21 protein-coding genes and 1 other annotated feature are annotated in these 26,744 nt (G+C 60.6%); of the genes, 15 read left to right on the top strand and 6 right to left on the bottom strand.

Annotation, left to right across the window (positions count from 1 at the left end; translation table 11 throughout):
* Nucleotides 1-111: 111 nt before the first annotated feature.
* Entirely contained in the window at nucleotides 112-3,258 is a 3,147-nt protein-coding gene (gene sdeY / locus RE418_RS01080; RefSeq protein WP_025301783.1) for a multidrug efflux RND transporter permease subunit SdeY, read from the bottom strand.
* A 17-nt stretch (nucleotides 3,259-3,275) separates the two neighbouring features.
* On the bottom strand, nucleotides 3,276-4,463 hold the full coding sequence (gene sdeX / locus RE418_RS01075; protein WP_025301784.1) for a multidrug efflux RND transporter periplasmic adaptor subunit SdeX: 1,188 nt from the start codon (nucleotides 4,461-4,463) through the stop codon (nucleotides 3,276-3,278).
* 142 nt (nucleotides 4,464-4,605) lie between these two features.
* Here sdeX and acrR point away from each other — a divergent pair, with 142 nt between their 5' ends.
* From acrR to mscK, 3 genes are all read left to right on the top strand, one after another.
* On the top strand, nucleotides 4,606-5,280 hold the full coding sequence (acrR, locus tag RE418_RS01070; RefSeq protein ID WP_043135668.1) for a multidrug efflux transporter transcriptional repressor AcrR: 675 nt from the start codon (nucleotides 4,606-4,608) through the stop codon (nucleotides 5,278-5,280).
* 11 nt (nucleotides 5,281-5,291) lie between these two features.
* Entirely contained in the window at nucleotides 5,292-5,645 is a 354-nt protein-coding gene (locus RE418_RS01065; RefSeq protein ID WP_004940282.1) for a DsrE/DsrF/TusD sulfur relay family protein, read from the top strand.
* A 100-nt stretch (nucleotides 5,646-5,745) separates the two neighbouring features.
* Nucleotides 5,746-9,129, top strand: coding sequence for a mechanosensitive channel MscK (gene mscK / locus RE418_RS01060; protein WP_089180603.1), 3,384 nt, complete (start codon nucleotides 5,746-5,748; stop codon nucleotides 9,127-9,129).
* Nucleotides 9,130-9,169: 40 nt separating this feature from the next.
* Here mscK and rsmS read toward each other — a convergent pair whose 3' ends face one another.
* Nucleotides 9,170-9,349, bottom strand: coding sequence for a pleiotropic regulatory protein RsmS (rsmS, locus tag RE418_RS01055; protein WP_016928837.1), 180 nt, complete (start codon nucleotides 9,347-9,349; stop codon nucleotides 9,170-9,172).
* Nucleotides 9,350-9,455: 106 nt separating this feature from the next.
* Complete coding sequence (priC, locus tag RE418_RS01050; RefSeq protein ID WP_025301787.1) at nucleotides 9,456-9,992, bottom strand: primosomal replication protein PriC; 537 nt, start codon at nucleotides 9,990-9,992, stop codon at nucleotides 9,456-9,458.
* A gap of 134 nt (nucleotides 9,993-10,126) precedes the next feature.
* On the opposite strand from priC, the gene RE418_RS01045 reads away from it, so the two are divergent.
* The 12 genes from RE418_RS01045 to RE418_RS00990 all read left to right on the top strand — a co-directional run bounded on the left by RE418_RS01045 (nucleotide 10,127) and on the right by RE418_RS00990 (nucleotide 23,433).
* A complete protein-coding gene (locus tag RE418_RS01045) occupies nucleotides 10,127-10,507 on the top strand; it encodes a DUF454 family protein (RefSeq protein ID WP_089180604.1) in 381 nt (126 codons plus the stop codon).
* A 153-nt stretch (nucleotides 10,508-10,660) separates the two neighbouring features.
* The gene (gene apt / locus RE418_RS01040; RefSeq protein WP_019454166.1) at nucleotides 10,661-11,212 is read left to right on the top strand and encodes an adenine phosphoribosyltransferase; all 552 of its coding nucleotides are present in this window, start codon (nucleotides 10,661-10,663) and stop codon (nucleotides 11,210-11,212) included.
* A gap of 92 nt (nucleotides 11,213-11,304) precedes the next feature.
* A complete protein-coding gene (gene dnaX / locus RE418_RS01035; RefSeq protein WP_089180605.1) occupies nucleotides 11,305-13,263 on the top strand; it encodes a DNA polymerase III subunit gamma/tau in 1,959 nt (652 codons plus the stop codon).
* Nucleotides 12,596-12,660: a sequence feature (DnaX frameshifting element), on the top strand. Its footprint overlaps the gene before it by 65 nt.
* A gap of 41 nt (nucleotides 13,264-13,304) precedes the next feature.
* The gene (locus RE418_RS01030) at nucleotides 13,305-13,634 is read left to right on the top strand and encodes a YbaB/EbfC family nucleoid-associated protein (RefSeq protein WP_025301790.1); all 330 of its coding nucleotides are present in this window, start codon (nucleotides 13,305-13,307) and stop codon (nucleotides 13,632-13,634) included.
* The gene (recR, locus tag RE418_RS01025) at nucleotides 13,634-14,239 is read left to right on the top strand and encodes a recombination mediator RecR (RefSeq protein WP_025301791.1); all 606 of its coding nucleotides are present in this window, start codon (nucleotides 13,634-13,636) and stop codon (nucleotides 14,237-14,239) included. Before RE418_RS01030 ends, recR begins: the two co-directional genes overlap by 1 nt.
* 144 nt (nucleotides 14,240-14,383) lie before the next feature.
* A complete protein-coding gene (gene htpG, locus RE418_RS01020; protein ID WP_038628970.1) occupies nucleotides 14,384-16,249 on the top strand; it encodes a molecular chaperone HtpG in 1,866 nt (621 codons plus the stop codon).
* 203 nt (nucleotides 16,250-16,452) lie between these two features.
* On the top strand, nucleotides 16,453-17,097 hold the full coding sequence (adk, locus tag RE418_RS01015) for an adenylate kinase (protein ID WP_025301793.1): 645 nt from the start codon (nucleotides 16,453-16,455) through the stop codon (nucleotides 17,095-17,097).
* A 167-nt stretch (nucleotides 17,098-17,264) separates the two neighbouring features.
* Complete coding sequence (locus RE418_RS01010; RefSeq protein ID WP_089180606.1) at nucleotides 17,265-18,398, top strand: sugar diacid recognition domain-containing protein; 1,134 nt, start codon at nucleotides 17,265-17,267, stop codon at nucleotides 18,396-18,398.
* A gap of 119 nt (nucleotides 18,399-18,517) precedes the next feature.
* Nucleotides 18,518-19,783 carry a GntP family permease gene (locus RE418_RS01005; RefSeq protein ID WP_025301795.1) on the top strand — a complete coding sequence of 422 codons (1,266 nt, stop codon included), beginning with the start codon at nucleotides 18,518-18,520 and terminating at the stop codon, nucleotides 19,781-19,783.
* A 9-nt stretch (nucleotides 19,784-19,792) separates the two neighbouring features.
* Nucleotides 19,793-20,956 (top strand): glycerate kinase, encoded by a 1,164-nt coding sequence (locus RE418_RS01000; RefSeq protein ID WP_049295146.1) that lies wholly within the window; start codon nucleotides 19,793-19,795, stop codon nucleotides 20,954-20,956.
* Between the two features lie 119 nt (nucleotides 20,957-21,075).
* On the top strand, nucleotides 21,076-22,038 hold the full coding sequence (gene hemH, locus RE418_RS00995; RefSeq protein ID WP_004940253.1) for a ferrochelatase: 963 nt from the start codon (nucleotides 21,076-21,078) through the stop codon (nucleotides 22,036-22,038).
* A gap of 90 nt (nucleotides 22,039-22,128) precedes the next feature.
* Nucleotides 22,129-23,433, top strand: coding sequence for an inosine/guanosine kinase (locus RE418_RS00990; protein ID WP_025301797.1), 1,305 nt, complete (start codon nucleotides 22,129-22,131; stop codon nucleotides 23,431-23,433).
* A gap of 58 nt (nucleotides 23,434-23,491) precedes the next feature.
* Here RE418_RS00990 and ybaL read toward each other — a convergent pair whose 3' ends face one another.
* Together ybaL and RE418_RS00980 are read right to left on the bottom strand one after the other, a co-directional pair.
* Nucleotides 23,492-25,183, bottom strand: a complete 1,692-nt coding sequence (ybaL, locus tag RE418_RS00985; RefSeq protein ID WP_025301798.1) for a YbaL family putative K(+) efflux transporter — start codon at nucleotides 25,181-25,183, stop codon at nucleotides 23,492-23,494.
* Between the two features lie 245 nt (nucleotides 25,184-25,428).
* Entirely contained in the window at nucleotides 25,429-26,649 is a 1,221-nt protein-coding gene (locus tag RE418_RS00980; protein ID WP_089180607.1) for an MFS transporter, read from the bottom strand.
* Nucleotides 26,650-26,744: the final 95 nt, after the last annotated feature.

The following is a 26,744-nucleotide window of genomic DNA, read 5'->3' as shown; positions in this document are numbered from 1 at the left end:
CACACAAAAGTGAATTAATGAGAACGGTTTGCATTAAGCAACTGAAGCAAAAGAAAAAGGCCGCATGCGCGGCCTTTTCGGTTATCGGGTGGAGCTCACATCACTGAGCGATCAGTGGTGTTCTACCGGATGGCTGTGTTCCAGGTCCTCGTTCTTCTTGCTGAAGCGGCGGCGAACCACCACGAAAAACACCGGCACGAAGAAGATCGCCAAGACGGTGGCGGTGATCATCCCGCCCATTACGCCGGTACCTACCGCGTTCTGTGCGCCGGAGCCTGCGCCGCTGCTGATAACCAGCGGCAGAACCCCGAGGATGAAGGCCAGGGACGTCATGAGGATTGGACGCAGACGCATACGCACCGCCTCCAACGTCGCTTCGATCAGACCTTTGCCTTCTTTCTCCATCAGATCCTTGGCGAACTCAACGATCAGGATGGCGTTCTTCGCCGATAGACCGATGGTGGTCAGCAGCCCTACCTGGAAGTACACGTCGTTGTTCATGCCGCGCATCGTCGCGGCCAGCAACGCACCGATAACCCCCAGCGGCAATACCAGCATGACCGAGAACGGCACGGACCAGCTTTCATACAGCGCTGCCAGACACAGGAACACCACCAGAATCGAGATGGCGTACAGCGCCGGCGCCTGGTTGCCCGACAGACGTTCCTGATAGGACATACCGGTCCAGTCGTAACCGATGCCACTTGGCAGTTTGGATGCCAGCTGTTCCATCAGGTTCATCGCTTCACCGGTACTCTTGCCCGGTGCGGCCTGGCCCAGAATTTCCATCGACGGCAGGCCGTTATAGCGTTCCAGACGCGGCGAGCCGTATTCCCACTTCGCCGAAGAGAAGGCGGAGAATGGCACCATCTGGCCGCTGGTACCGCGCACGTACCACTTGTTGATGTCTTCCGGCAGCATACGGAACGGCGCGTCGGCCTGTACATACACCTTCTTCACACGACCGCGGTCGATGAAGTCGTTGACGTACGAACCACCCAGGGCGGTGCTCAGCGTGCTGTTGATGGTGGTGATGCTGACGCCCAGCGCCTTGGCTTTCTCCTGATCGACGATCAGTTTGAACTGCGGTGTATCTTCCAGGCCGTTCGGGCGCACACCCACCAGCACGTCCGGATGCTGAGCAACCATGCCCAACAGCTGGTTACGCGCTTCGGTCAGTTTTTCGTGCCCCAGGCCACCCTGGTCAATCAGCTCGAAGTCGAAGCCGGTTGCGGTACCGAGTTCGATGATCGCCGGCAGGTTGAACGGGAACACCAGGCCTTCTTTAATCTGCGAGAAGGCGCCCATGGCACGGCCCGCGATCGCCTCGACCTTGTTCCCGGCCCCTGGACGCTCACCCCAGTCTTTCAGGCTGACGAATGCCAGGCCGTTGTTCTGGCCGTTACCGTTGAAGCCGAAGCCCGCGACGGTAAACACCGAAACCACGTTGTCCTTTTCCTTGTTCAGGAAGTAGTCGGAGACTTCTTCCAGCACTTTGTTGGTACGGGACTCGGTGGCACCGGCAGGCAACTGCACCATGGTCAACAGGATGCCCTGATCTTCGTCCGGCAGGAACGAGGAAGGCAGGCGCAGGAACAGCAGGCCCATGCCAACCACGATCAACAGGTAGATGATCAGATAGCGGCCGGTGCTGCGCAGGATGTTGCCCACGCTGTCGGTATAGTGATGCGTGCTCTTCTCGAACATGCGGTTAAACCAGCCGAAGAAGCCTGTTTTAACCCCGTGATCGCCTTTCGGGATCGGTTTGAGTAGGGTGGCGCACAGCGCCGGCGTCAGGATCAAGGCCACCAGCACCGACAGCGCCATCGCGGACACGATGGTGATCGAGAACTGGCGATAGATGGCGCCGGTTGAACCGCCGAAGAACGCCATCGGCACGAATACCGCCGACAGCACCATGGCGATACCCACCAGCGCGCCCTGGATCTGGCCCATCGATTTACGGGTAGCTTCTTTCGGCGGCAGCCCCTCTTCGGACATGACGCGCTCGACGTTTTCCACCACCACGATGGCGTCATCCACCAGCAGGCCGATCGCCAACACCATGCCGAACATCGTCAGGGTGTTTATCGAGAAGCCGAACGCGGCGAGGATCGCAAAGGTCCCCAGCAGTACTACCGGCACCGCGATGGTTGGGATCAGCGTCGCGCGGAAGTTCTGCAGGAACAGATACATCACCAGGAAGACCAGGATGATGGCTTCGATCAGCGTTTTCACCACTTCGTTGATGGAGATTTTAACGAACGGGGTGGTGTCGTACGGATAAACCACTTTCATCCCTTGCGGGAAGAATGGCGCCATCTTGGCCAGCTCGTCTTTCACACCTTTGGCGGTGTTCAAGGCGTTGGCGCCGGTCGCCAGTTTGATACCCAGGCCGGCGGCAGGCTTGCCGTTGTAGCGAGCGGTAACGGCATAGCTTTCCGCGCCGCGCTCGATATGAGCGACGTCGCGCAGGCGTACCTGAGAACCGTCGGTATTCACTTTCAGCAGGATCTTGCCGAACTCTTCCGGCGAAGTCAGACGGGTCTGCGCGATGATCGAGGCGTTCAACTGCTGCCCCGGCACCGGCGGCAGGCCGCCCAGCTGGCCTGCGGCGATCTGGTTGTTCTGCTCGGTGATGGCGGAGGTCACGTCCGTGGTCGTCAGTTGGAAGTTGTTCAGCTTGTTCGGATCCAGCCAGATACGCATCGCGTACTGGGCACCGAACAGCTGCACTTCACCCACGCCGGACGAACGGCTGATCGGGTCCTTGATGTTGGACGCCACGTAGTCCGCAATATCGTCCTGAGTCATGTTCGGATCGTCGGAAACGAAGCCGGCCACCATCAGGAAGCTGCTGCTGGATTTTTCTACTTTCAGGCCCTGTTGCTGAACTTCTTGCGGCAGCAACGGGGTGGCCAACGACAGTTTGTTCTGAACCTGAACCTGCGCGATGTCAGGATCGGTGCCGGAATCAAACGTCAGGGTAATGGTGACGCTACCAGAGGAATCACTGGTGGAGGACATGTACATCAGGTTATCGATACCGTTCATGTTCTGTTCGATAATCTGCGTGACGGTATCCTGCACCGTTTTGGCATCTGCGCCCGGGTAGTTGGCGGAAATACTCACCGCCGGCGGTGCAATAGTGGGATACTGCGCGATTGGCAGTTTCATTATTGCAAGCACCCCCGCCAACATGACGATGATGGCGATTACCCAGGCGAAAATCGGGCGATCTATAAAGAACTTAGCCATGTATTACAGGCTCCTTTTTATGACTTCTGCGCTTCAGACTGCGGCTGTTTTTGCGCCTGAGTGTCAACTTCCTGCACTTTTACCTGCGCGCCCGGATGCACTTTCATCAGGCCGGAGACGATCACGCGATCGCCGGATTTCAGGCCATCGGTAACCAGCCATTTGTCGCCGATCGCCTGGTCGGCCTTCAGCGTGCGCAGCTCAACTTTGTCGTCTGCCCCTACCACCAACGCCGTCGCGTCGCCGCGCGGGTTGCGGGTAACGCCTTGCTGAGGCACCAGCAGCGCATCGCTGCGCACGCCTTCGTCCAGACGGGCGCGTACGAACATGCCCGGCAACAGCGTATCGTTCGGGTTAGGGAACAGGGCGCGAATGGTGATGGAGCCAGTGGTTTCATCGACGGTGACGTCAGAGAACTCCAGCGTGCCTTCCTGCGCGTATTCGGTGCCGTTTTCCAGCATCAGTTTCACTTTTGCCTTGCCGTTTTCCTGCTTCAGCGCGCCGCTGGCCAGCTCTTGCTTCAGGCGCAGGAAATCAGTGCTTGACTGGGTGACGTCGACATACATCGGATCCAGCTGCTGCACGGTAGACAGTGCGGTTGCCTGGCCGTTGCTGACCAGAGCGCCTTCGGTCACGGCGGACTTGCCGATGCGGCCGGAGATCGGAGAGGTCACCTTGGTGTACGCCAGGTTGATGCGCGCGGTTTCCACGGCGGCCTTGGCGGCCACGACGGCGGCGTCCGCCTGCTGCAGCGTGGAGACGGCGTTGTCGTAGTCCTGTTTACTGATGTAGCTCGTGCCCAGCAATGGCTTGTAGCGGTTTACCGTCACGCGTGCGATGGAAGCGCTGGCCTGTGCTTTGGCCAAATCGCCTTTCGCGCTGTCGTAGCTGGCTTGATAGGTTGCGGGATCGATTTGGTACAGAGACGTCCCGGCCTTGATATCGCTGCCTTCAACGAAGTTGCGCTTCAGGATGATGCCGCTGACCTGAGGGCGAACTTCGGCGATACGATACGCAGCGGTGCGGCCAGGAAGATCGGTAGTAATGTTGAGAGGCTCAGCCTTCAAGGTGACTACGCCCACTTCAGGCGCCTGTTGTTGGGCGCCTTGCTGTTGGGTTTCTTTATCGTTACATCCTGTTAGCACTAAGCTGCCTGAAAGCATCAGAACGGCCGCCAGAGGCGTTAACCCTCTGTTTTTGTTCATAGAAAAACCTCAAGTGTCCGATTTCAAAATGATCAATGGATCACAAGCTTTAAAACCCATTGCTGCGTTAATTATATGTGCGTGCTATGGTACATACATTCGCGAATGTATGTAAATCACACTCCCCCTAAATAACAATGCCATGGCACGAAAAACCAAACAGCAGGCGCAAGAAACCCGACAGCAAATCCTTGATGCTGCGGTGAGAGAGTTCTCTGAACGTGGCGTTGCTGCAACGTCACTGACAGATATTGCCACCGCTGCCGGGGTTACGCGTGGAGCCATCTACTGGCACTTCAAGAATAAGGTAGACCTGTTTAATGAAGTTTGGGAATCTACCGAGCCGAAAATTGACCAGCTCGAAACAGAGTATCAGGCAAAGTTTCCCGATAATCCACTGCGGGTTATCCGAGAAATTCTGATTTACATTCTGACGTCTACGGTTGAAGACGGCCGTAGGCGGGCGTTGATGGAAATTATATTCCACAAATGCGAGTTTGTCGGTGAAATGATGCCGCTGCTGGATTCGCGCAAGGTGCTGTACCTCGCCGGTTATGAACGCATCGAAGCGGTGCTGTATAACTGCATTCACCACGGGCAATTGCCCGCCGATTTACATACCCGTCGTGCGGCGATCATCCTGCGCGGTTATATCACCGGCCTGATGGAAAACTGGCTGTTTATGCCGGAAAGTTTCGATCTGCGGGCCGAAGCCGAAGCGCTGGTGGACGCGTTTTTGGAGATGCTGCAGTTTTGCCCCACCTTGCGCCTCAAACCCGACGCGGTGACGCCTGACGCCGACCGCGTTCCTTTATAAGGAGAGATTTCATGTCATCAGTTGTTCTTATTGCCAATGGCGCCGCCTATGGCCATGAATCCTTGTTCAATGCGCTGCGGTTGGCCATCGCCATGAAAGAGCAGCAGAGCAGCCTCGACCTGCGGCTGTTTCTGATGTCCGACGCGGTGGTGGCCGGGCTGGCCGGACAGCAGCCGCACGAAGGGTACCATCTGCAGCAGATGCTGGAGATCCTCACCGCGCAGCAGGTGCCGGTCAAGCTGTGCAAGACCTGCGCCGACGCGCGCGGCGTCAGCCGCTTGCCGCTGGCGGACGGCGTGGCGATCGGCACCTTGGTCGAGCTGGCGCAGTGGACGCTGGCGGCGGAGAAAGTGCTGACTTTCTGATTTCGCGACAACGAGACATCACCGGCAACGTTTTTGTTGTTCGTTGCCCGCCGGCGGTCGTGATAATCTTCAGGCTTCTTTACCGATCCGAAGCCAAATCATGCATCGCTGGTTGACTCTGCCTTCTCTGACGCCGCTCACGTTTGTCGGCGCATGCCGGCGGCGCATCGCCGCCGTGACACTCCTTTTCCTGATTTTTGCGTGTTGCTTGCCGGCACAGGCGGCGCTGAACGGCGATCTGCCGCAGCGCAGCGAAGTGCAAAGCCAGCTGGAAACGCTGAACAAACAAAAAACCCTGACGCCGGTCGAAAAGCTCTCCCAGCAGGATTTGACCCGCACGCTGGAACTGCTGGATGCCATCGAGCGCAACCGGCAAGACGTCGCACAGCTTAAACAGCAGGTGCAGCAGGCGCCGGCGAAGCTCAATCAGGTCACCGCCGAACTGGATGCGCTGAAGCAGCCGACGGACAACGCGGCCGCGCGCGCCGCGCTGTTGCCGCTGTCGCTGCGCCAGCTGGAAAGCCGGCTGTATCAAACGCTCGACGAGCTGCAAAGCGCGCAGGAGAGCCTCTCGACCTACAACAGCCAACTGGTGTCGCTGCAAACCCAGCCTGAACGGGTGCAGAGCACCATGTACGCCGCTTCGCAGCGCCTGCAGGAGATCCGCAGCCAGCTCAGCGGCCAGACGCCGGGGCAAGATTCGCTGCGCAATAGCCAGCAGGTCATGCTGGCCACCGAACAGGCGCTGCTCAACGCGCAGTTGGAGCTGCAGCGCAAGAGCCTGGAAGCCAACACCACGCTACAAGATCTGCTGCAAAAACAGCGTGATTACACCACGGCGCATATCGATGCGCTGGATCGGTCGGTGCAGCTGCTGCAGGAGCTCGTCAACAGCAAGCGCCTGACGCTGTCTGAAAAAACCGCCAAAGAGGCGCAGAACCCGGAAGACGCCACCGATATCCAGCACGATCAGCTGGTCAGCAAGCAGCTGGACGTCAACCGACAGTTGAGCCAACAGCTGATTGCCGCCACTGAAGAGAGCAACACCCTGTTCCAGCAGAATATTCGGGTCAAAAACTGGCTCGATCGCGGTCTGCAGGCGGAACGTAACCTGAAAGAGCAGATCCAGGTGCTGAAGGGCAGCCTGGTGCTGTCGCGCATTCTGTATCAGCAGCAGCAGAGCCTGCCGCAGGGCACGCTGCTGGCTGATATAGACACGCGTATCGCCGATCTGCGGCTGGAGCAGTTCGATATCAATCAGCAACGCGACGATCTGTTCAAGGGTGAGGATTACATCAACCAGCTGGTGGCCGAAAGCAAGGAAAAGGCCGGCCCGGAAGTGATCGACGCACTGAACGAGATCGTCGACATGCGCCGCGAACTGCTGGATCAACTGAACAAGCAGCTCAGCAACCAGCTGTCGCTGTCGATCAACCTGCAGATCAACCAACAGCAGCTCACCAGCGTCTACGGCTCGCTGCAGGATACGCTGACCCAGCAGATTTTCTGGGTCAACAGCAACAAGCCGGTCGATCTGGCGTGGCTGAAGGCAATGCCGGAGGCGGTGCGCGATCAGCTCGCCGGGCTCGATATCAAATTCGACGGTGGCAAGCTATTGCAGGGCGGCTTGAATGCGCTGGTGTTCCTGATCCCGTTGCTGTTGGCGATCGGGGTATTGCGCTGGCGCTACCGGTTGATCGACAGTCATTTGCAAAAGCTGGCCAACGACGTGGGGCAACTGAAGCGCGACGGCCAGCTGCACACGCCGAAGGCCATCGCGCTGACCTTGCTGAAGGTGTTGCCTGGCGCCGCGCTGCTGCTCGGCGTCGGTTTCTGGATGTATCGCGCGGATTTGGGTATCAGCGACTTTATTTGGGCGTTGTCGCAGCAGCTGGCGTTGTCGTGGCTGGTGTTCGGCTTCAGCTATCGCATGCTGAAACCGGGCGGCATCGCCGAGCGGCATTTCAACTTCGGCGCTAACCTGTGCGCGCATTACCGCCGCCAGACGCTGCGGCTGGGGCTGGCGCTGCAGCCGCTGATCTTCTGGTCGGTATTGGGCGAGAAAGCGCCGCTGCGTCTGGTGGAAGACGTCATCGGCCAGATCGTGGTGATGTTGACGCTGGCGCTGCTTGCGGTGCTGGTGTTCCCGCTGTGCCGCGACAGCTGGCGTGAAAAGGGCTCGCATGCCGTGCGGCTGGTGGTGGTGACCGCGCTTGCCGCCACACCGCTGATCCTGCTGGGGCTGATGTTCGCCGGTTACTTCTATACCACGCTGCGGCTGGCCAGCCGCTGGATAGACAGCCTGTATCTGTTCTTCCTGTGGAATATCGTGTATCTGACTGCCCTGCGCGGCCTGAGCGTGGCGGCGCGGCGTTTGGCCTACCGGCGCGCGTTGGCGCGGCGGCAAAACGTGGTGAAAGAGGGGGCCGAAGGCGGCGAAGCGGTGGTGGAAGAGCCGCCGCTAGCGCTCGATCAGATCAACCAGCAGTCGCTGCGCCTGACCACCCTGGTGCTGTTCGCCATCTTCGCCAGCGCCTTCTACGCCATTTGGTCGGATCTGGTGACGGTCATCGCTTACCTGGACAGCATCACGCTGTGGCATTACACCAGCACCGTGGCGGGCAGCAGCGTGTCGCAGGCGGTGACGCTGGGTAACATGATGGTGGCGATCGCCGCGGTGATCGTCGCTTATGTGCTCACCCGCAACTTGCCCGGCCTGCTGGAGGTGGTGGTGCTGTCGCGGCTGCAGCTGCGGCAGGGGGCGTCTTATGCCATCACCACCGTGCTCACTTACCTGATCACCGCCGTGGGCGCCGTGGTTGCGCTGGGATCGCTGGGCGTATCCTGGGACAAACTGCAATGGCTGGCCGCCGGTCTGACGGTCGGGCTTGGCTTTGGCCTGCAGGAGATCTTCGCCAACTTCGTCTCCGGCCTGATCATTCTGTTCGAACGCCCGATCCGCATCGGCGATACCATCACCATCGGCACCTTCTCCGGTTCGGTCAGCAAGATCCGCATTCGCGCCACCACCATTACCGACTTCGACCGCAAAGAGGTGATCATTCCGAACAAGGCGTTCGTCACCGAGCGGCTGATCAACTGGTCACTGTCCGACACCATCACCCGCGTGCTGATCAAGGTGGGCGTGGCTTACGGTTCCGATCTCGACAAGGTGAAAAAGGTGCTGCTGCAGGCGGCGCACGACAACCCGCGGGTGATGACCGATCCCGAACCGCAGGTGTTCTTCCTCAACTTCGGGGCCAGCACGCTGGATCACGAACTGCGGCTCTATGTACGGGAACTGCGCGATCGCAGCTACACGGTGGACGAACTGAACCGCTCAATCGACCGCTTGTGCCGGGAAAACGACATCGACATTGCCTTCAATCAGCTGGAGGTGTATCTGCATAACCAGCAGGGCAATGAAGTGCAGGAAGTGAAAAGAACGCTCTCGCCGGATGAAGGCGGCCAGACGGCGGGCTGATGTGCGTTGAAAGATGGAAGGGACAGCGGGCTGTCCCTGATTACTGTCCGGCAGGCAAATAGGGAGAGGTGACGCCGGCGCGCTGCAGCTTTTCCTGATAATCCCGTTTGACGATATCCAGTGCTGCCAACGCGGTAGCCGGATCGATCTCGTTGCATTCCAGCAGGTAAATCAAGTCTACCGCCAGCTGCAGTTCGGGTGAGGCATTTTCCAGAGACATAGCACCTGCGCTTATTAATTAATGGGATGAAAAACTCGTGTCTCGGCAGAGTATAGTGAACCCGGCGCGCAACCGGGAATAATCATTAAAATATTGTGATAAATCTTCAAAAACCGTTTTCTTTGCGCTCGATATTGCGCTCGATGCGCGCCAGCGCCTGACGGCAGCGCATCAGTCTCCCCTCCAGCGCCGCCAGCTCGTGCTGCAGCTTTTGCTGCGCCGCCAGCGTGGTCTGGCGCCCCAGCAGGCTTTCCCGATCCTGAATCATGGCGATCAGCCGGCGTTCGTAATCCTGGTGCTCGGCCAGCTTGTGGTACAGATCGGCCTCGGGGGCTTCCTTCGGCTGATTCTTGCGCCGTAGCGCCTGGGTTGCCAGCTCGCGCTGCAGGGCAGAGATTTGGGCAACCAGTTTTTCGGCCAGAAAGGCCACCTGGCTGGCGCGGCTGTCGTTAGCGGCGTTTTGCAGCTGGGCGAAGTTTTTCTCCACCTCGGCCAGGTAGTCGCGCAGCCGCGTGCCGCGGTTGGCGAACAGGGCGGCGTCGAAGCGCGCCTGCGGGATCGGGGCGTCGCCGCGCGGAGTGACTTCGGCCGCCAGCGCCGCGATCTGCTGCGCCAACACCTGTAATAGACGCTGAGTGCTCACATAAGCTCCCTCTTGATTTCAACAGGCGTAAGCTTGCCCGCGATGCCGCCCTGAAACAAGCGCCGCATGCATATTCCGCCGGCGCGGCGCCGATGCTACAGTAAGCCGCAACCGATTGAGGAGCGAAGAGCCGCATGACGCGTGGGTTATTGATCATTTTGGGCTGGCTGGCGGTGGTGCTGGCGACGTTGGGCGTGGTGCTGCCGCTGTTGCCGACCACGCCGTTCCTGCTGTTGGCTGCCTGGTGCTTCGCCCGCTCTTCGCCGCGCTTTCATCACTGGCTGCTGTACCGTTCCTGGTTTGGCCCTTATCTGCGCCACTGGCAGCAGCATTGCGCGCTGCCGCCGGGAGCGAAGTGGAAGGCGGTGCTAGTGATCGTGCTGACCTTCGCCTGTTCGCTGTGGCTGGTGAAAATCTGGTGGGTGCGCGGTCTGTTGCTGCTGATGTTGGCTATTTTGCTGACCTTTATGCTGCGCCTGCCGGTTATTGACCTGCCGCAACAAAAACAGCGCTGATTGTGCGCCGCTGGTTGCATTTGTCCGCCAGTTTGCATAGATTTGGGCGTTTTCGTGCGCGGATCGCCTGCCATTCCTTCTCCGGTGTGTTTCACCCAGAGGCGGCGGGTGAGCGGCGCGCCGGTTTTCAGGCAGCTTTATCAGGCAACAATTATGACCGCTACTGCGCAGCAGCTTCAGTTTATTAAAGACAGTATCAAAACCATCCCGGATTATCCGAAGCCGGGCATCCTGTTCCGCGACGTGACCAGCCTGCTGGAAAACCCGTTGGCCTACGCCGCCAGCATCGAGCTGCTGGTTGAGCGCTATCGCGAAGCGGGCGTGACCAAGGTGGTGGGTACCGAAGCGCGTGGTTTCCTGTTCGGCGCGCCCGTCGCGCTGGCGCTGGGCGTCGGTTTCGTGCCGGTGCGCAAACCGGGCAAACTGCCGCGTGCCACGCTCAGCGAAAGCTATGAGCTGGAGTACGGCACCGACAAGCTGGAGATCCACACCGACGCCATCACCGCGGGTGACAAAGTGCTGGTGGTGGACGATCTGCTGGCGACCGGCGGCACCATCGAAGCAACCACCAAACTGATCCGCCGTCTGGGCGGTGAAGTGAAAGACGCCGCGTTCATCATCAACCTGCCGGATCTGGGCGGGGAAGCGCGTCTGAACAAGCTGGGTATCGACTGCTACTGCCTGGTGGACTTCGCCGGCCATTGATGCGGCATCGCCCCTTGGGCACAACGGCCTCGCGGATCGCCGCGGGGCTGTGTTAGCATGACCCTCCAGATTACTCGACTTCTCCGGTATTAATGAGCTATCAGGTTCTCGCCCGTAAGTGGCGCCCTCAAACGTTCGCAGACGTGGTCGGCCAGGAACATGTCCTGACCGCGCTGGCCAACGGCCTCTCGCTGGGGCGGATCCATCACGCCTATCTGTTCTCGGGCACCCGCGGCGTGGGGAAAACCACCATCGCGCGCCTGCTGGCTAAAGGCCTGAACTGTGAAACCGGCATCACCGCCACGCCGTGCGGCCAATGCGACAACTGCCGTGAGATCGAACAGGGGCGTTTCGTCGATCTGATCGAGATCGACGCCGCTTCCCGAACCAAGGTGGAAGATACCCGCGATCTGCTGGACAACGTTCAGTACGCGCCGGCGCGCGGCCGCTTCAAGGTCTACCTGATCGATGAAGTGCACATGCTCTCGCGCCACAGCTTCAACGCGTTGCTGAAGACGCTGGAAGAGCCGCCATCGCACGTGAAATTCCTGTTGGCCACCACCGATCCGCAAAAATTGCCGGTGACCATTCTTTCCCGCTGCCTGCAGTTTCACCTCAAAGCGCTGGACGTCGATCAGATCCGTCAGCAGCTGGAAACGGTGCTGACGGCGGAGCAGATCACCAGCGACGCCCGCGCGCTGCAACTGCTGGCGCGCGCCGCCGACGGCAGCATGCGCGATGCGCTGAGCCTGACCGATCAGGCGATCGCCATGGGGCAGGGGCAGGTGACCGCCGCCACCGTCAGCCAGATGCTCGGCACGCTCGATGACGAGCAGCCGCTGGCGATCCTCGAAGCGCTGGTCAGCGCCGACGGCGAAAAGGTGATGGCGCAGGTCGCGCAGGCCGCTTCGCGCGGCGTGGACTGGGAAAACCTGCTGGTGGAGACGCTGGCGTTGCTGCACCGCATTGCGATGGTGCAACTGCTGCCTTCGATGCTCGACAACCACTACGCCGCCGTGGAACAACGGCTGCGTGAGCTGGCGCGCACTCTGCCGCCGGCCGATGTGCAACTCTATTACCAAACGCTGTTGGTGGGCCGCAAAGAGCTGGCCTATGCGCCGGATCGTCGCATGGGGGTTGAGATGACTCTACTGCGTGCGCTGGCGTTTCACCCGAAAGCGGTGATCCCGGAGCCGGTGGCGTTGGTGCAGACCGCGCCGGCGCCGATGGCGCAGCCGCAGCAGGCCACATCGCCACAGCCGCCGCAGTTTCAGGACGCGCCGCCCCCGCTAGGGCAGCCGGCCGCGCCGCAGCGACAATCATCGACCCCTTTACCGGATGCCACCGCCCAGCTGTTGAAAGCGCGGTCCCAGCTGCAACGGCAGCAGGGAGCATCCACACCAAAAAAGAATGAGCCGGCGGCGCCAGGAATAGCGCGGCCGGCAAACTCGGCGCTGGGGCGTTTGGCTTCCGTGACCGAGCGTAGCCAGCAGCGCCTGGCGGAGAAGAAGGTGCCGGAAAAACCGGCGAAGCCGGAAGCCTATCGCTGGCGCGCGCAGACCGAGCCGGAAGCGGCGCCGGAACCGTTGGCGACGCCGAAAGCGCTGCGCACGGCGTTGGAGCACGAGAAAACGCCGGAGCTGGCCGCCAAGCTGGTGGTGGAATCGCTGGAGCGCGACGCCTGGGCGGCGGAAATCGATAAGCTCAAGATCCCGAAACTGGTGCAGCAGCTGGCGTTGAACGCCTTCAAGCAGCAGCCGGAACCGGGCAAGATTAACCTCCATCTGCGGTCTTCGCAGCGCCATCTGAATTCGCCTTCGGCGCAGAAGACGCTGGCCGAAGCGCTCGGCGAGCTGTACGGCAGCCCGGTTGAGCTGACCGTGGTGGAGGACGATAATCCGGCGGAGCGCACCCCGCTGGAGTGGCGACAAGCCATCTATGAAGAAAAGCTGGCGCAGGCGCGCCAGTCCATCGTTGCGGATACCCATATCCAGACGCTGTGCCGGTTCTTCGACGCGGATCTGGATGAAGAGAGTATCCGCCCCCTTTAAACGCCGCGCGAGGTGCGCGGCCCTAGCGACGAGAGACGACTATGTTTGGTAAAGGCGGTCTGGGCAACCTGATGAAGCAAGCCCAGCAAATGCAAGAAAAAATGCAGCAGATGCAGGAAGAAGTCGCCAAATTGGAAGTGACCGGCGAGTCTGGCGCAGGCCTGGTGAAAGTCACCATCAACGGCGCACACAACTGCCGCCGCGTGGAGATCGATCCTAGCCTGATGGAAGATGACAAAGACATGCTGGAAGATCTGATCGCCGCCGCGTTTAACGACGCCGCGCGCCGCATCGAAGAGACTCAGAAAGAGAAAATGGCCTCCGTTTCCAGCGGCATGCAGTTGCCGCCTGGCTTCAAGATGCCGTTCTGATGCAAACCAGCCCGCTCCTTGAATCCCTGATGGAGGCGCTGCGCTGCCTGCCGGGCGTCGGCCCGAAATCGGCGCAGCGCATGGCGTTTCAGTTGCTGCAGCGCGATCGCAGCGGCGGCATGCGCCTGGCGCAGGCGTTGACGCGCGCGATGTCGGAAATCGGCCACTGCGCCGACTGCCGCACCTTCACCGAGCAGGACATCTGCACCATCTGCGCCAATCCGCGCCGTCAGCAAAACGGCCAGATTTGTGTGGTGGAAAGCCCGGCGGATATTCACGCCATCGAGCAGACCGGCCAGTTCGCCGGGCGCTACTTTGTGCTGATGGGCCATCTGTCGCCGCTAGATGGCATCGGGCCGGGGGATATCGGTCTCGATCGCCTGGAGCAACGGCTGGAAAAGGAAAGCATCACCGAAGTGATCCTCGCCACCAACCCAACGGTGGAAGGGGAAGCGACTGCCAACTACATCGCCGAGATGTGCGGCCAGTATGGCGTGCTCGCCAGCCGCATCGCCCACGGCGTACCGGTGGGCGGCGAGCTGGAGATGGTCGACGGCACCACGCTGTCGCATTCGCTGGCCGGGCGTCACGCCATCAAGTTCTGATGTTTTCCCGGACGGGGCCACTCGGCCCCGTCGTTTTTTTGCCAAAAATTTCCCGCCGTCCGCTTGAAAAACAAGACCCTGACCCTCATCTGATCCTCATTGTTCGATTTTGGTAGCCATTGTCTTTTGAGGTAATCAATGAGTATGAAAGGTCAAGAAACCCGCGGGTTCCAGTCTGAAGTAAAACAGCTGCTTCATTTGATGATCCATTCGCTGTACTCCAACAAAGAAATTTTCCTGCGCGAGCTGATTTCCAACGCCTCTGACGCCGCCGACAAGCTGCGCTTCCGCGCCCTGTCCGCGCCAGAGCTGTATGCCGGCGACGGCGAGCTGCGCGTGCGCTTGTCCTTCGATAAAGAGCAGCGCACCCTGACCATCGCCGACAACGGTATCGGCATGCGCCGCGAAGAAGTGATCGAAAACCTCGGCACCATCGCCAAATCGGGCACCAAAGCGTTCCTGGAATCCATCGGTTCAGATCAGGCGAAAGACAGCCAGCTGATCGGCCAGTTCGGCGTCGGTTTCTACTCGGCGTTCATCGTGGCGGACAAAGTGACCGTGCGCACCCGCGCTGCCGGCGCCGCCGATGACGAAGGCGTGTTCTGGGAGTCCGCCGGTGAAGGCGACTACACCATCGCCGACATCACCAAAGAGACCCGCGGCACCGAAATCACCCTGCATCTGCGCGAAGGCGAAGATGAGTACCTCGACGCCTGGCGCTTGCGCTCGGTGATCGGCAAATATTCCGATCACATCGCCCTGCCGGTAGAGATCGAAAGCAAGAACGAAGAAGACGGCACCGTCACCTGGGAGAAGATCAACAAGGCGCAGGCCCTGTGGACCCGCAGCAAGGCTGACGTCACCGACGAAGAGTACAAAGAGTTCTACAAACACATCGCCCATGACTTCACCGATCCGCTGAGCTGGAGCCACAACCGGGTGGAAGGCAAGCAGGAGTACACCAGCCTGCTGTATATCCCGGCGCAGGCGCCGTGGGACATGTGGAACCGCGATCACAAGCACGGCCTGAAGCTGTACGTGCAGCGCGTGTTCATCATGGACGACGCCGAGCAGTTCATGCCGAACTACCTGCGCTTCGTGCGCGGCCTGATCGATTCCAACGATCTGCCGCTGAACGTGTCGCGCGAGATCCTGCAAGACAGCCGTGTGACGCAGAACCTGCGCGGTGCGCTGACCAAGCGTGTGCTGCAGATGCTGGATAAGCTGGCCAAAGACGACGCCGAAGGCTACCAGAAATTCTGGCAGCAGTTCGGTCTGGTGCTGAAAGAAGGCCCGGCGGAAGACAACGGCAACCAGGAAGCGATCGCCAAACTGCTGCGCTTCGCGACCACCCACGGCGACAGCTCGGCGCAGACCGTGTCGCTGGAAGAGTACGTCGGCCGCATGGCGGAAGGGCAGGAAAAGATTTACTACATCACCGCCGACAGCTACGCCGCCGCCAAGAGCAGCCCGCATCTGGAGCTGTTCCGCAAGAAAGGCATCGAAGTGTTGCTGTTGTCCGATCGCATCGACGAGTGGATGATGAGCTACCTGACCGAGTTCGACGGCAAGCCGTTCCAGTCGGTCAGCAAAGCGGATGAAACGCTGGATAAACTGGCGGATGAAACCGAAGAGCAGAAGGCGGCCGAGAAGCAGTTGGAACCGTTCATCGAACGTGTGAAAACCCTGCTGGGCGAGCGTGTGAAGGATGTACGCCTGACGCACCGCCTGACCGATACGCCGGCGATCGTGGTGACCGACGCCGACGAAATGAGCACCCAGATGGCCAAGCTGTTCGCCGCCGCCGGTCAGCAGGCGCCGGAAGTGAAGTACATTTTCGAGCTTAATCCCGAGCATGCGCTGGTCAAACGAGCATCCGACGTGGGCGATAACGAACATTTCGCCGAATGGATCGACCTGTTATTGGATCAGGCGCTGCTGGCAGAACGCGGCACGCTGGAGGATCCGAACTTGTTCATCCGTCGCATGAATAAGTTGCTGTCCGCTTAAAAGCTGAAGATATGCGCCCTTAACGGCACCGTTAGGGGCGTATTTCCGGTTTTTCCCCGCTTTTTCTTGCCTTTTGTTCGTCCGTTTTTTTGCACATTCCGCAATCGATTTCCTTCGCGCGCCTTGAGCCTGCCCCCCCTGAAATGGTATCGTTGAGCGTTTTCGCAATTTTATAAAAACTACATAGCAAGGGGATTTACGCAATGCGTATCATTCTGCTGGGCGCTCCGGGCGCTGGTAAAGGTACTCAGGCTCAATTCATCATGGAGAAATACGGCATTCCGCAAATCTCCACCGGTGACATGTTGCGCGCAGCCGTGAAGGCCGGCAGTGAACTGGGCAAGCAGGCGAAAGAGATCATGGACGCCGGCAAGCTGGTGACCGATGAGCTGGTGATCGCGCTGGTCAAAGAGCGCATCACGCAGGAAGATTGCCGCAAGGGCTTCCTGCTGGACGGCTTCCCACGCACCATTCCGCAGGCTGACGCGATGAAAGAAGCCGGCATCAACGTGGACTTCGTGCTGGAGTTCGACGTGCCGGACGAGCTGATCGTTGACCGCATCGTTGGCCGCCGCGTACACGCGCCGTCCGGCCGCGTCTACCACGTGAAGTTCAACCCGCCGCAGGTGGAAGGCAAAGACGACGTGACCGGCGAAGAGCTGACCACGCGCAAGGACGATCAGGAAGAGACCGTGCGCAAGCGCCTGGTGGAATACCATCAGATGACCGCGCCGCTGATCTCTTACTACAGCAAAGAAGCGGCAGCGGGCAACACCCAATACCGCAAAATCGACGGCACCCGCAAGGTGGCCGAAGTGAGCGCAGAGCTGGCGACTATCCTCGGTTGATAGCAAACTGGCAGTGCATGACGCCGGGCCTGTGGTCCGGCGTTTTTTTTTTGCCGTTTTCCCGCCAAATTGTGATCGCGGCAGCTTGTTGCGGCCGTGCCCGTTAATCGCCCGCGCCAAATGGCGTATAACAAGCCTGCGTTTTCACCCTCAGCAGGGAGCCGGGCATGCTCAGACACACCAATCTTCTGGCGGAAGCCACCGCGCGCCAGATCGTCCAGCGGGCGATGGGCATCATCAGCCATTCCGTCAACGTGATGGACAGCAACGGCGTGATCATCGCCTCCGGCAACCCGCAGCGCCTGTTCCAGCGTCATGAAGGCGCGGTGCTGGCGCTGGCGGAGAACCGGGTGGTGGAAATCGACCGCGCCACCGCCGAACACCTGAAGGGCGTGCGGCCCGGCATCAACCTGCCGTTCAGCTTTCGCAATCAGCGGGTGGGGGTGATCGGCATCTCCGGCGAGCCGGCCGAGGTGCGCGCCTATGCCGAGCTGGTGAAGATGGCGGCGGAGATGATGGTGGAGCAGGCGGCGCTGCTGGATCAGCACCAGTGGGAAAAACGTTACCGGGAAGAGCTGGCGAATCAGCTGCTGCAACCGCAGCCGAACACCGCGTCGCTGGAGGCGATGGCGGCGTATCTGGGATTGGATCTGCGCCAGGCGCGCATCGTCTGGATCGTCGAGCTGCAAGAGGCGCAGCCGCACCTGCTGCGTGAGCTGTTGGCGGAGCTGGAGGCCACCCAGCGCGACGCGTTGATCGCCATTACCGGCTTCAATGAAATGACCCTGTTGCGCCCGGCCTGCATGGCTCAGGGCGAATGGAGTTTGAAGCTGGAGCGCCAGCAGGCGCAGCGTTTGCAAAACCAGCTAAAACACCGCTTTCGGGTGCGGCTGATCGTCGGCGGTTTTTATGACGATCCGCAAAGCGCCTACCGTTCCAGCCTGACGGCGCGTGCCACCCAGGCAATGGCGCAGCGCCTGAAACTGCGTCACGCCACGCTGTTCTACCACGACTATCCGCTGCCGTCGCTGCTGTGCGATCTCGGGGAGGACTGGCGAGCGCAAGAGCTGGGGCGCCCCTGGCGGACGCTGGGCGAACAGGATGAAAAAGGCGTGCTGCGCGCCACGCTGCGCCACTATTTTTCGCAGAATTGTGATCAGACGCAGGCCGCCGCGCAGCTGCATATTCACGTCAATACCCTGCGCTACCGCCTGCAGCGCATCGAAGCCATAACTGGCATGAAAATCAATCAATTAACCGACGCTCTGCGGTTGTATATCGGCATGCTGATGCACGACTGAGTTGTGCCAACCCACAAATTTCGCGCCGTTCCTTCGGCAATTTTTTGTTGTTTCCCCTCAGGTCAACGCCGGGCGCGCGGGATATGTTGGCCTGCACATCAACCACGGAGAAAACAACAATGACAACCGTATCCACTCTGGGAGCGCTGGTGGCGTTAGCCGTCGCCATCGTTCTGATCCTACGCAAGGTGCCGCCGGCTTACGGCATGATTGCCGGCGCGCTGGCGGGCGGGCTGTGCGGCGGCGCCGATCTGGTGCAGACCGTAACGCTGATGATCGGCGGGGCGCAGGGCATCACCAACGCCGTGATGCGCATTCTGGCGGCGGGGGTATTGGCCGGGGTGCTGATCGAATCCGGTGCGGCGCACACCATCGCCGAAACCATCGTGCGCAAAGTGGGCGAAACCCGCGCGCTGCTGGCGCTGGCGGTGGCTACACTGATCCTGACGGCGGTGGGGGTGTTTATCGATGTGGCGGTGATCACCGTCGCGCCGATCGCGCTGTCGATCGCCCAGAGGGCCGGCATTTCACGCGCGGCGATCCTGCTGGCGATGATCGGCGGCGGCAAGGCCGGCAACGTGATGTCTCCCAACCCGAACACCATCGCGGCGGCGGACAACTTCCACGTGCCGCTCACTTCGGTGATGATGGCCGGCATCGTGCCGGGGCTGTGCGGCCTGGTGGTGGCCTATCTGCTGGCGCGCCGCCTGAGCGATAAAGGCGGCAGGGTGATGGCTGAAGAGCTGACTCAGCATGCCGAAGGGGCGCGGCCGGGCTTCGCTGCGGCGATCAGCGCGCCGCTGGTGGCGATCCTGCTGCTGTCGCTGCGGCCGATCGCCGGTATCGCCGTCGATCCGCTGATCGCGCTGCCTGCTGGCGGGTTGGCGGGCGCGCTGCTGATGGGGCGCATCCGCCAGTGCAATCAGTTTATGGTTTCCGGCCTGTCGCGCATGGCGCCGGTGGCGATTATGCTGCTCGGCACCGGCACGCTGGCGGGCATTATCGCCAACTCGGCGCTGAAGGATGTCTTGATTAACGGTTTGACGCACACCGGGCTGCCGGCCTGGCTGCTGGCGCCGCTGTCCGGTGCGCTGATGTCGATGGCGACCGCCTCGACCACCGCCGGCACCGCCGTGGCTTCCGGGGTGTTCAGCTCCACGCTGCTCGAGCTGGGGGTGAGCGGATTGGCCGGTGCGGCGATGATCCATGCGGGCGCCACGGTGCTGGATCACCTGCCGCACGGCAGCTTCTTCCACGCCACCGGCGGCAGCGTCAATATGGCGGTGCACGAGCGGCTGAAGCTGCTGCCGTATGAAACGCTGGTGGGGTTCACCATTGCGGCAATCTCGGCGCTGATGTTTGGCGTATTTAACCTGGCGGGATAAGGAACAGTGATGAAAACGCTGAAAAAAGTGGTTATTGCCCCGGATTCTTTCAAAGAGAGCCTGAGCGCGCTCGGCGTCGCTGACGCCATCGAGCGGGGATTCCGCCAAATTTACCCGCAGGCGCACTACGTGAAGCTGCCGATGGCGGACGGCGGCGAAGGCACAGTGGAGTCGATGGTGGCGGCCACCGGCGGCGAAATCGTCCAGGTGACGGTCACCGGGCCGCTGGGGGAGCCGGTGTTGGGATTTTATGGCCTGCTGGGCGACGGCGAAACCGCGGTGATTGAAATGGCCGCCGCTTCCGGGCTGCATTTGGCGCCGCCCAACCGGCGCGATCCGCGCATCACCACCAGTTACGGCACCGGTGAGCTGATGCTGGCGGCGCTGGAGCGCGGCGTGAAGGCGATCATTCTCGGCATCGGCGGTAGCGCCACCAACGACGGCGGCGCTGGGATGATGCAGGCGCTGGGCGTTAAATTGCTGGATAAGGATCGCCGGCCGCTGCCGGTGGGCGGTGCGGCACTGGCGCAGCTGGCGCATCTCGATCTCGCCGAGCTGGACGCGCGTTGGCAACGGGTGAGCGTAACCGCCGCCTGCGACGTGGATAACCCGCTGTGCGGCGAAAAGGGCGCGTCGGCGGTGTTCGGGCCGCAGAAGGGGGCGACGCCGGAGATGGTGGCCCAGCTCGATGCGGCGCTGCATCACTATGGCGAACTGCTGGAGCGGGAAACCGGCCGCGCCGTGCTGACCCAGCCAGGGGCGGGCGCGGCGGGCGGCATGGGGGCGGCGCTGCTTGGCATGCTCGAAGCGCGCTTGCGGCCGGGCATCGAGATTGTCACCGAAACCCTGCGCCTGGATGAAGCGGTGCGCGATGCCGACTTGGTGATCACCGGCGAAGGGCGGCTGGACAGCCAGTCGATCCACGGCAAAACGCCGATCGGCGTGGCGCGAGTGGCCAAGCGTCACGGCGTGCCGGTGATCGCCATCGCCGGCAGCCTGACGCCGGATTATTCGGTGGTGCATCAACACGGCATCGATGCGGCGTTTTCGGTGCTCGATCGCATCGTGACGCTGGAAGACGCGCTGGCGGACGCCGATCGCAATCTGCAGGTGACGGCGCGCAACGTGGCGGCGGTATGGCAACTGGCGCAAGGGGGAAGCCCACAGGGATAGCCTGTTGCTGTTATCGGTTCCGACGCAGGACTTTTCCGTTACAATAGCCGGCATTAATGGCTGCTGACATCCCGACCCAGAACGGAATGCCGGCCGGAAAGGAAATGAGGGGAACTGAGATGAAGCAAGAGAAACACGGCGTATTGCTGGTGAACCTGGGCACACCAGATGCGCCGACCTCGTCGGCGGTCAAACGCTATCTGAAGGAATTCCTCAGTGACGATCGCGTGGTCGACACGGCGCCGCTGATCTGGTGGCCGATCCTCAACGGCGCGATCCTGCCGATCCGCTCGCCGCGCGTGGCGAAGCTCTATCAGTCGGTGTGGATGGAAGAAGGCTCGCCGCTGCTGGTATACAGCCGCCGCCAACAGCGGGCGCTGGCGGCGCGCATGCCGAATACGCCGGTGGAGCTGGGAATGAGCTACGGCTCGCCAAGTTTGGCGGAAGCCATCGACAAGCTGCTGGCGCAAGGTGTGACCAACCTGGTGGTGCTGCCGCTCTACCCGCAATACTCCTGTTCCACCAGCGCGGCGGTATGGGATGGCGTAGCGCGAGTGCTGAAAGGCTATCGCCGCTTGCCGTCGGTGGCCTTCATCCGCGATTACGCCGAACACCCGGCCTATATCGCCGCGCTGCAGCAAAGCGTGGAGCGCTCGTTCGCCGAGCACGGCCAGCCGGATCGGCTGGTGCTGTCGTTCCACGGCATCCCCAAACGCTATGCGCGCCTGGGCGACGACTACCCGCAGCGCTGCGAGGATACGCTGCGTGCGCTGAGCGCCACGCTGCCGCTGGCGCCGGAGCGCGTGATGATGACGTACCAATCGCGCTTTGGCCGCGAGCCGTGGCTGACGCCATACACCGATGAGACCCTGAAGGGGCTGCCGGCGCAGGGCGTGAAGCACATTCAGCTGATTTGCCCCGGTTTCTCGGCGGACTGCCTGGAAACGCTGGAAGAGATCAAAGAACAGAACCGCGAGATCTTCCTCAAGGCCGGCGGCGAGAAGTTTGAATATATCTCGGCGTTGAACGACGAGCCGGCGCATATCGATATGATGCAGCAGCTGGTGGCGCAGCGCCTGTAATCATCCATAATCTGTCTATTAGATGCATCGTGATCGGGCGGGGATGTGTTAACATTCTCCGCTTGTTAAACCGTCACCACCGCCAATCACATGAAATTTCCTGGTAAACGCAAGTCCAAACACTATTTCCCGGTGAGCGCCCGCGATCCGCTTCTGCAGCAGGCTCAGCCCGAAAGTGAAATCAGCACCTCGTATATCGTCGGCATCGATCAGACGCTGGTGGATATCGAGGCGAAAGTGGACGACGCTTTTGTCCAGCGCTACGGCCTGAGCCTGGGCCACTCTCTGGTGATCGAAGACGACGTCGCCGAGGCGCTGTATCAGGAACTGAACGAAAACAACCTGGTTACCCATCAGTTCGCCGGCGGCACCATCGGTAACACCATGCACAACTATTCGGTGCTGGCGGACGATCGCTCGGTGCTGCTCGGCGTGATGTGCAGCAACGTGAAAATCGGCAGCTACGCTTACCGTTACCTGTGCAATACCTCCAGCCGTACCGATCTCAACTATCTGCAGGGCGTAGACGGCGCCATCGGCCGCTGCTTCACGCTGATCGGGGAAAGCGGCGAGCGCACCTTCGCCATCAACCCTGGCCAAATGAACCAGCTGCGCCCGGAAAGCATTCCTGAAGAGGTGATCGCCGGCGCGTCGGCGCTGGTGCTGAGCTCTTATCTGGTGCGCTGTAAGGAGGGGGAGCCGATGAAGGCCGCTACCCTGCAGGCGATCGAATATGCCAAAAAACACGACGTGCCGGTGGTGTTGACGCTGGGCACCAAGTACGTGATCGCCGACAACCCGCAGTGGTGGCGCGACTTCCTGAAGGAAAACGTGACGATTCTGGCGATGAATGAAGACGAAGCGCTGGAGCTGACCGGGCTGAGCGATCCGCTGACCGCCTCGGACATGGCGCTGGAGTGGGTGGATCTGGTGCTGTGCACCGCCGGGCCGAACGGCCTGTATATGGCGGGTTACACCGAAGAAGCCAACAAGCGCCAGACCCAGCACCCGCTGCTGCCGGGGCATATCGCCGAGTTCAACCGCTACGAATTCAGCCGCGCCATGCGCCGCGAACACTGTGAAAATCCGCTGCGCGTTTATTCGCACATCGCGCCTTATATGGGCGGCCCCGAGAGGATCATGAACACCAACGGCGCCGGCGACGGCGCACTGTCGGCGTTGCTGCACGATATCGCCGCCAACGGCTATCACCGCCATAACGTGCCGAATTCCAGCAAGCACGTGCGCAGTTACCTGACATACTCCTCATTGGCGCAGGTGTGCAAATACGCCAACCGCGTCAGCTACCAGGTGTTGAACCAGCATTCGCCGCGCCTCACTCGCGGCCTGCCGGAGCGCGAAGACAGCCTGGAAGAGTCTTACTGGGAGCGTTAACCCGCTGAAAAAGAAAAGGTCCGGCATGCCGGACCTTTTTTTGTGCGCGCGGGGCGTTTCAGATCGGGCAGCCGCCCATTTTTTCTTCTTCGCTCAGGGTGTCCAGCTGCAGGATGTTCAGCATGCTGTTGGCGATCTCCCGTTCGCCCATCACTACCTGATTGGCGCCGCGATCGGTGATGTAGGCCACCTCGTCGTCGTAGTGGGCGCGGGCGATGATCTCGATGTTCGGGCGCTTGGCGCGCGCCGAGGCGACGATCTCGCCGGCCTCATAGCCGTTGGGGATAGTCAGCAGCAGCCAGCGTGCGCAGTCGAGCCGCGCCAGATCCATCACTTCCGGATTGGCGGCGTTGCCCAACACCGTCTTAATGCCTTGCTCGCGCAGCGCTTCCACCCGCGGGCGGGAGTTTTCGATCACCACCAGCGGAATGCCCGCCTCGGCCAGTTTGCCGCCCAGCAGGCTGCCGACGCGGCCGTAGCCGACCACCAGCGCATGGTTGCACATCTCTACCGGGATCTGCTTCTCTTCTTCCACCGCCTCTTCGAGGATTTGCTCTTCGATGGTTTCGGTCTTGGCCAGATAGCGCTCCAGCAGGGTGAACAACAGCGGGTTGAGCATGATCGACAGGATAGCGCCTGCCAGCACCAGATTGCGACCGTGTTCCGACATCATGCCGAGCGTGATGCCGAGGCCCGCCAGAATAAAGGCGAACTCGCCGATCTGTGCCAGGCTGGCGGAGATGGTCAGCGCGGTGCGCTTGGAGTGGCCGAACATTTTCACCAGCAGGAACGCAGCGGCGGATTTGCCGAACACGATGATCGCCAGCGTCGCCAGCACCGCCAGCGGTTCGTTAATCACGATCATCGGATCGAACAGCATGCCGACCGAGACGAAGAACAGCACCGCGAACGCGTCGCGCAGCGGCAGGGTATCGTGCGCCGCGCGGTGGCTCAGTTCGGACTCGTTCAGCACCATGCCGGCGAAGAAGGCGCCCAGGGCGAAGGAGACGTCGAACAGTTTCACCGCGCCGTAGGCGATGCCGAGCGCCAGCGCCAATACCGCCAGGGTGAACAGTTCGCGCGAGCCGGTGCTGGCGGTTTTCGACAGGATCCACGGTACCAGACGGCGGCCGACCACGATCATCAGCGCGATGAAGGCGATGACCTTGCCGATGGTCAGCGCCAGCTCCATCAGCAGTTGGCCGCTGCTGGCGTTGTTGTTGCCCAGCATGTTGCCGAAGGCCGGTAGTAACACCAGCGTCAGCACCATCGCCAAATCTTCGACGATCAGCCAGCCGATGGCGATTTGCCCGCGCTGGCTGTCGATCAGCTGCCGTTCCTCCAGCGCGCGCAGCAGCACCACGGTGCTGGCGGTGGAGAGACAGAGGCCGAACACCAGCCCGGAGATCAGATCCCAGCCGAGCAGCTTGGACAGCCCCATGCCGAGCAGGGTAGCGACGGCTATCTGCGCCACGGCGCCGGGTATGGCGATAGATTTTACTGCGAGGAGGTCTTTCAAAGAGAAGTGCAGGCCAACACCGAACATCAACAGGATAACGCCGATTTCCGCCAGTTCCGGCGCCAGTGAGGTATCAGCAACGAAACCGGGGGTGAACGGGCCGGCGAGTACCCCTGCGGCCAGATACCCCACCAGAGGGGAGATGCGCAGGCGGTTCGCCAGCATGCCGAGGAGGAAGGCGAGTACTAACCCTCCGACGATGGTGGTAATGAGCGGTGTTGAATTATGCATCCATACTCCTTCTGGCTATGCATCGCGGCACGGGAGAAACGCAACAAAGTTACGAAAAGATACATTTAGTTTATTGCATTTGTTCGCGGCTTGCTTGGCTAATTTGGCCTTTTTTGTAAAAAAGCAGAGGATTTCACTTAAGGCGGGGCAATAAGGGAGTTTTGTGTCAGATAAGCCAAATAACATTGATTTATCCGTAGGATAACCCGGATGAATAAATAATTTCATCCGGGCGGTTCGCGGGGTTATTGCGGTTTATGCTCCATATTGGGCAGTAGCGCGGTAATAATGCCGATCAGCGGTAGGAAAGCACAGATTTGGTAGACCAGTTCGATACTGGTTAAATCGGCGACATAACCAAGAACTGCCGCGCCTAACCCGCCCATACCGAAAGCAAAACCGAAGAATAAGCCGGAAACCATGCCGACTTTACCGGGGATAAGCTCCTGAGCGTAGACCAGAATGGCGGAGAACGCCGAGGCGAGAATAACCCCGATGATCACCGTTAAAATGCCGGTCCAATAGAGTGATGCATAGGGTAAAACAAGGGTAAATGGCGCAGCGCCGAGAATAGAGCCCCAAATAACGTATTTACGCCCTATCTTATCGCCAAGAGGCCCGCCGATAATGGTGCCAGCTGCTACCGCGAACAGGAAGGCGAACAGATGAATTTGCGCATTCTGCACTGAAACGCCGAACTTATGTATCAGATAAAAGGTGTAATAGCTGCTAATGCTGGCCAAGTAGAAGTATTTGGAGAAAATTAGCACCAGAAGAATGCCCAGCGAGTAGGCAACGGTACGTTTTGGCAGCGGTTTCAGCATCGACGGGCTTTTCGGCTGCCCTTTAGTTGCCCGGTGCTGATGTTGATACCACTTGCTGACCTGCAGCAATACCACGATCGCCAGCAGTGCCGCCAGCGTGAACCAGGCGACGTTGCCTTTGCCGTAAGGCGCGATGATCAGCGCGGCCAGCAGCGGGCCGAGCGAGCTGCCGAAGTTGCCGCCGACCTGGAACAGCGACTGCGCCAGGCCGTGTCGTCCGCCGGAGGCCATGCGCGCCACGCGCGAGGATTCCGGGTGGAAGACCGATGAGCCGGTGCCCACCAGCGCCGCCGCCAGCAGCACCAGCGGGAAGGTGCTCGCCACCGACAGCAGCAGCAGGCCGGACAGGGTAAAGCCCATGCCGATCGGCAACGAGTAAGGCTGCGGGTGTTTATCGGTGTAATACCCGATCAGCGGCTGCAGCAGCGAGGCGGTTAGCTGATAGGTCAGGGTGATCATGCCGATCTGCACGAAACTGAGGTGGAAATCGGCTTGCAGGAGCGGGTAGATCGCCAGGATCAGCGACTGGATCATATCGTTGAGCAGGTGAGACACGCTGATGGCGCCAAGGATGGAGAAGGCGGTTCCCTTCACCGCACTGCCCTTGGCGGGCGGCATCGCGCTTTGGCTACTGTCGGTCATATTATTATTAGCCTGAGAAGTTGTTGAGCACAGAGATGACATCTTAGGCAGGGCGCCCAATTTTTACCATATCTGAAATAATCAGACTCACATCG

This window comes from Serratia sp. szju, assembly GCF_044594185.1.
In the GTDB taxonomy this organism is placed as follows: domain Bacteria; phylum Pseudomonadota; class Gammaproteobacteria; order Enterobacterales; family Enterobacteriaceae; genus Serratia; species Serratia bockelmannii.
This window is presented reverse-complemented; position numbering and strand designations above follow the sequence as displayed.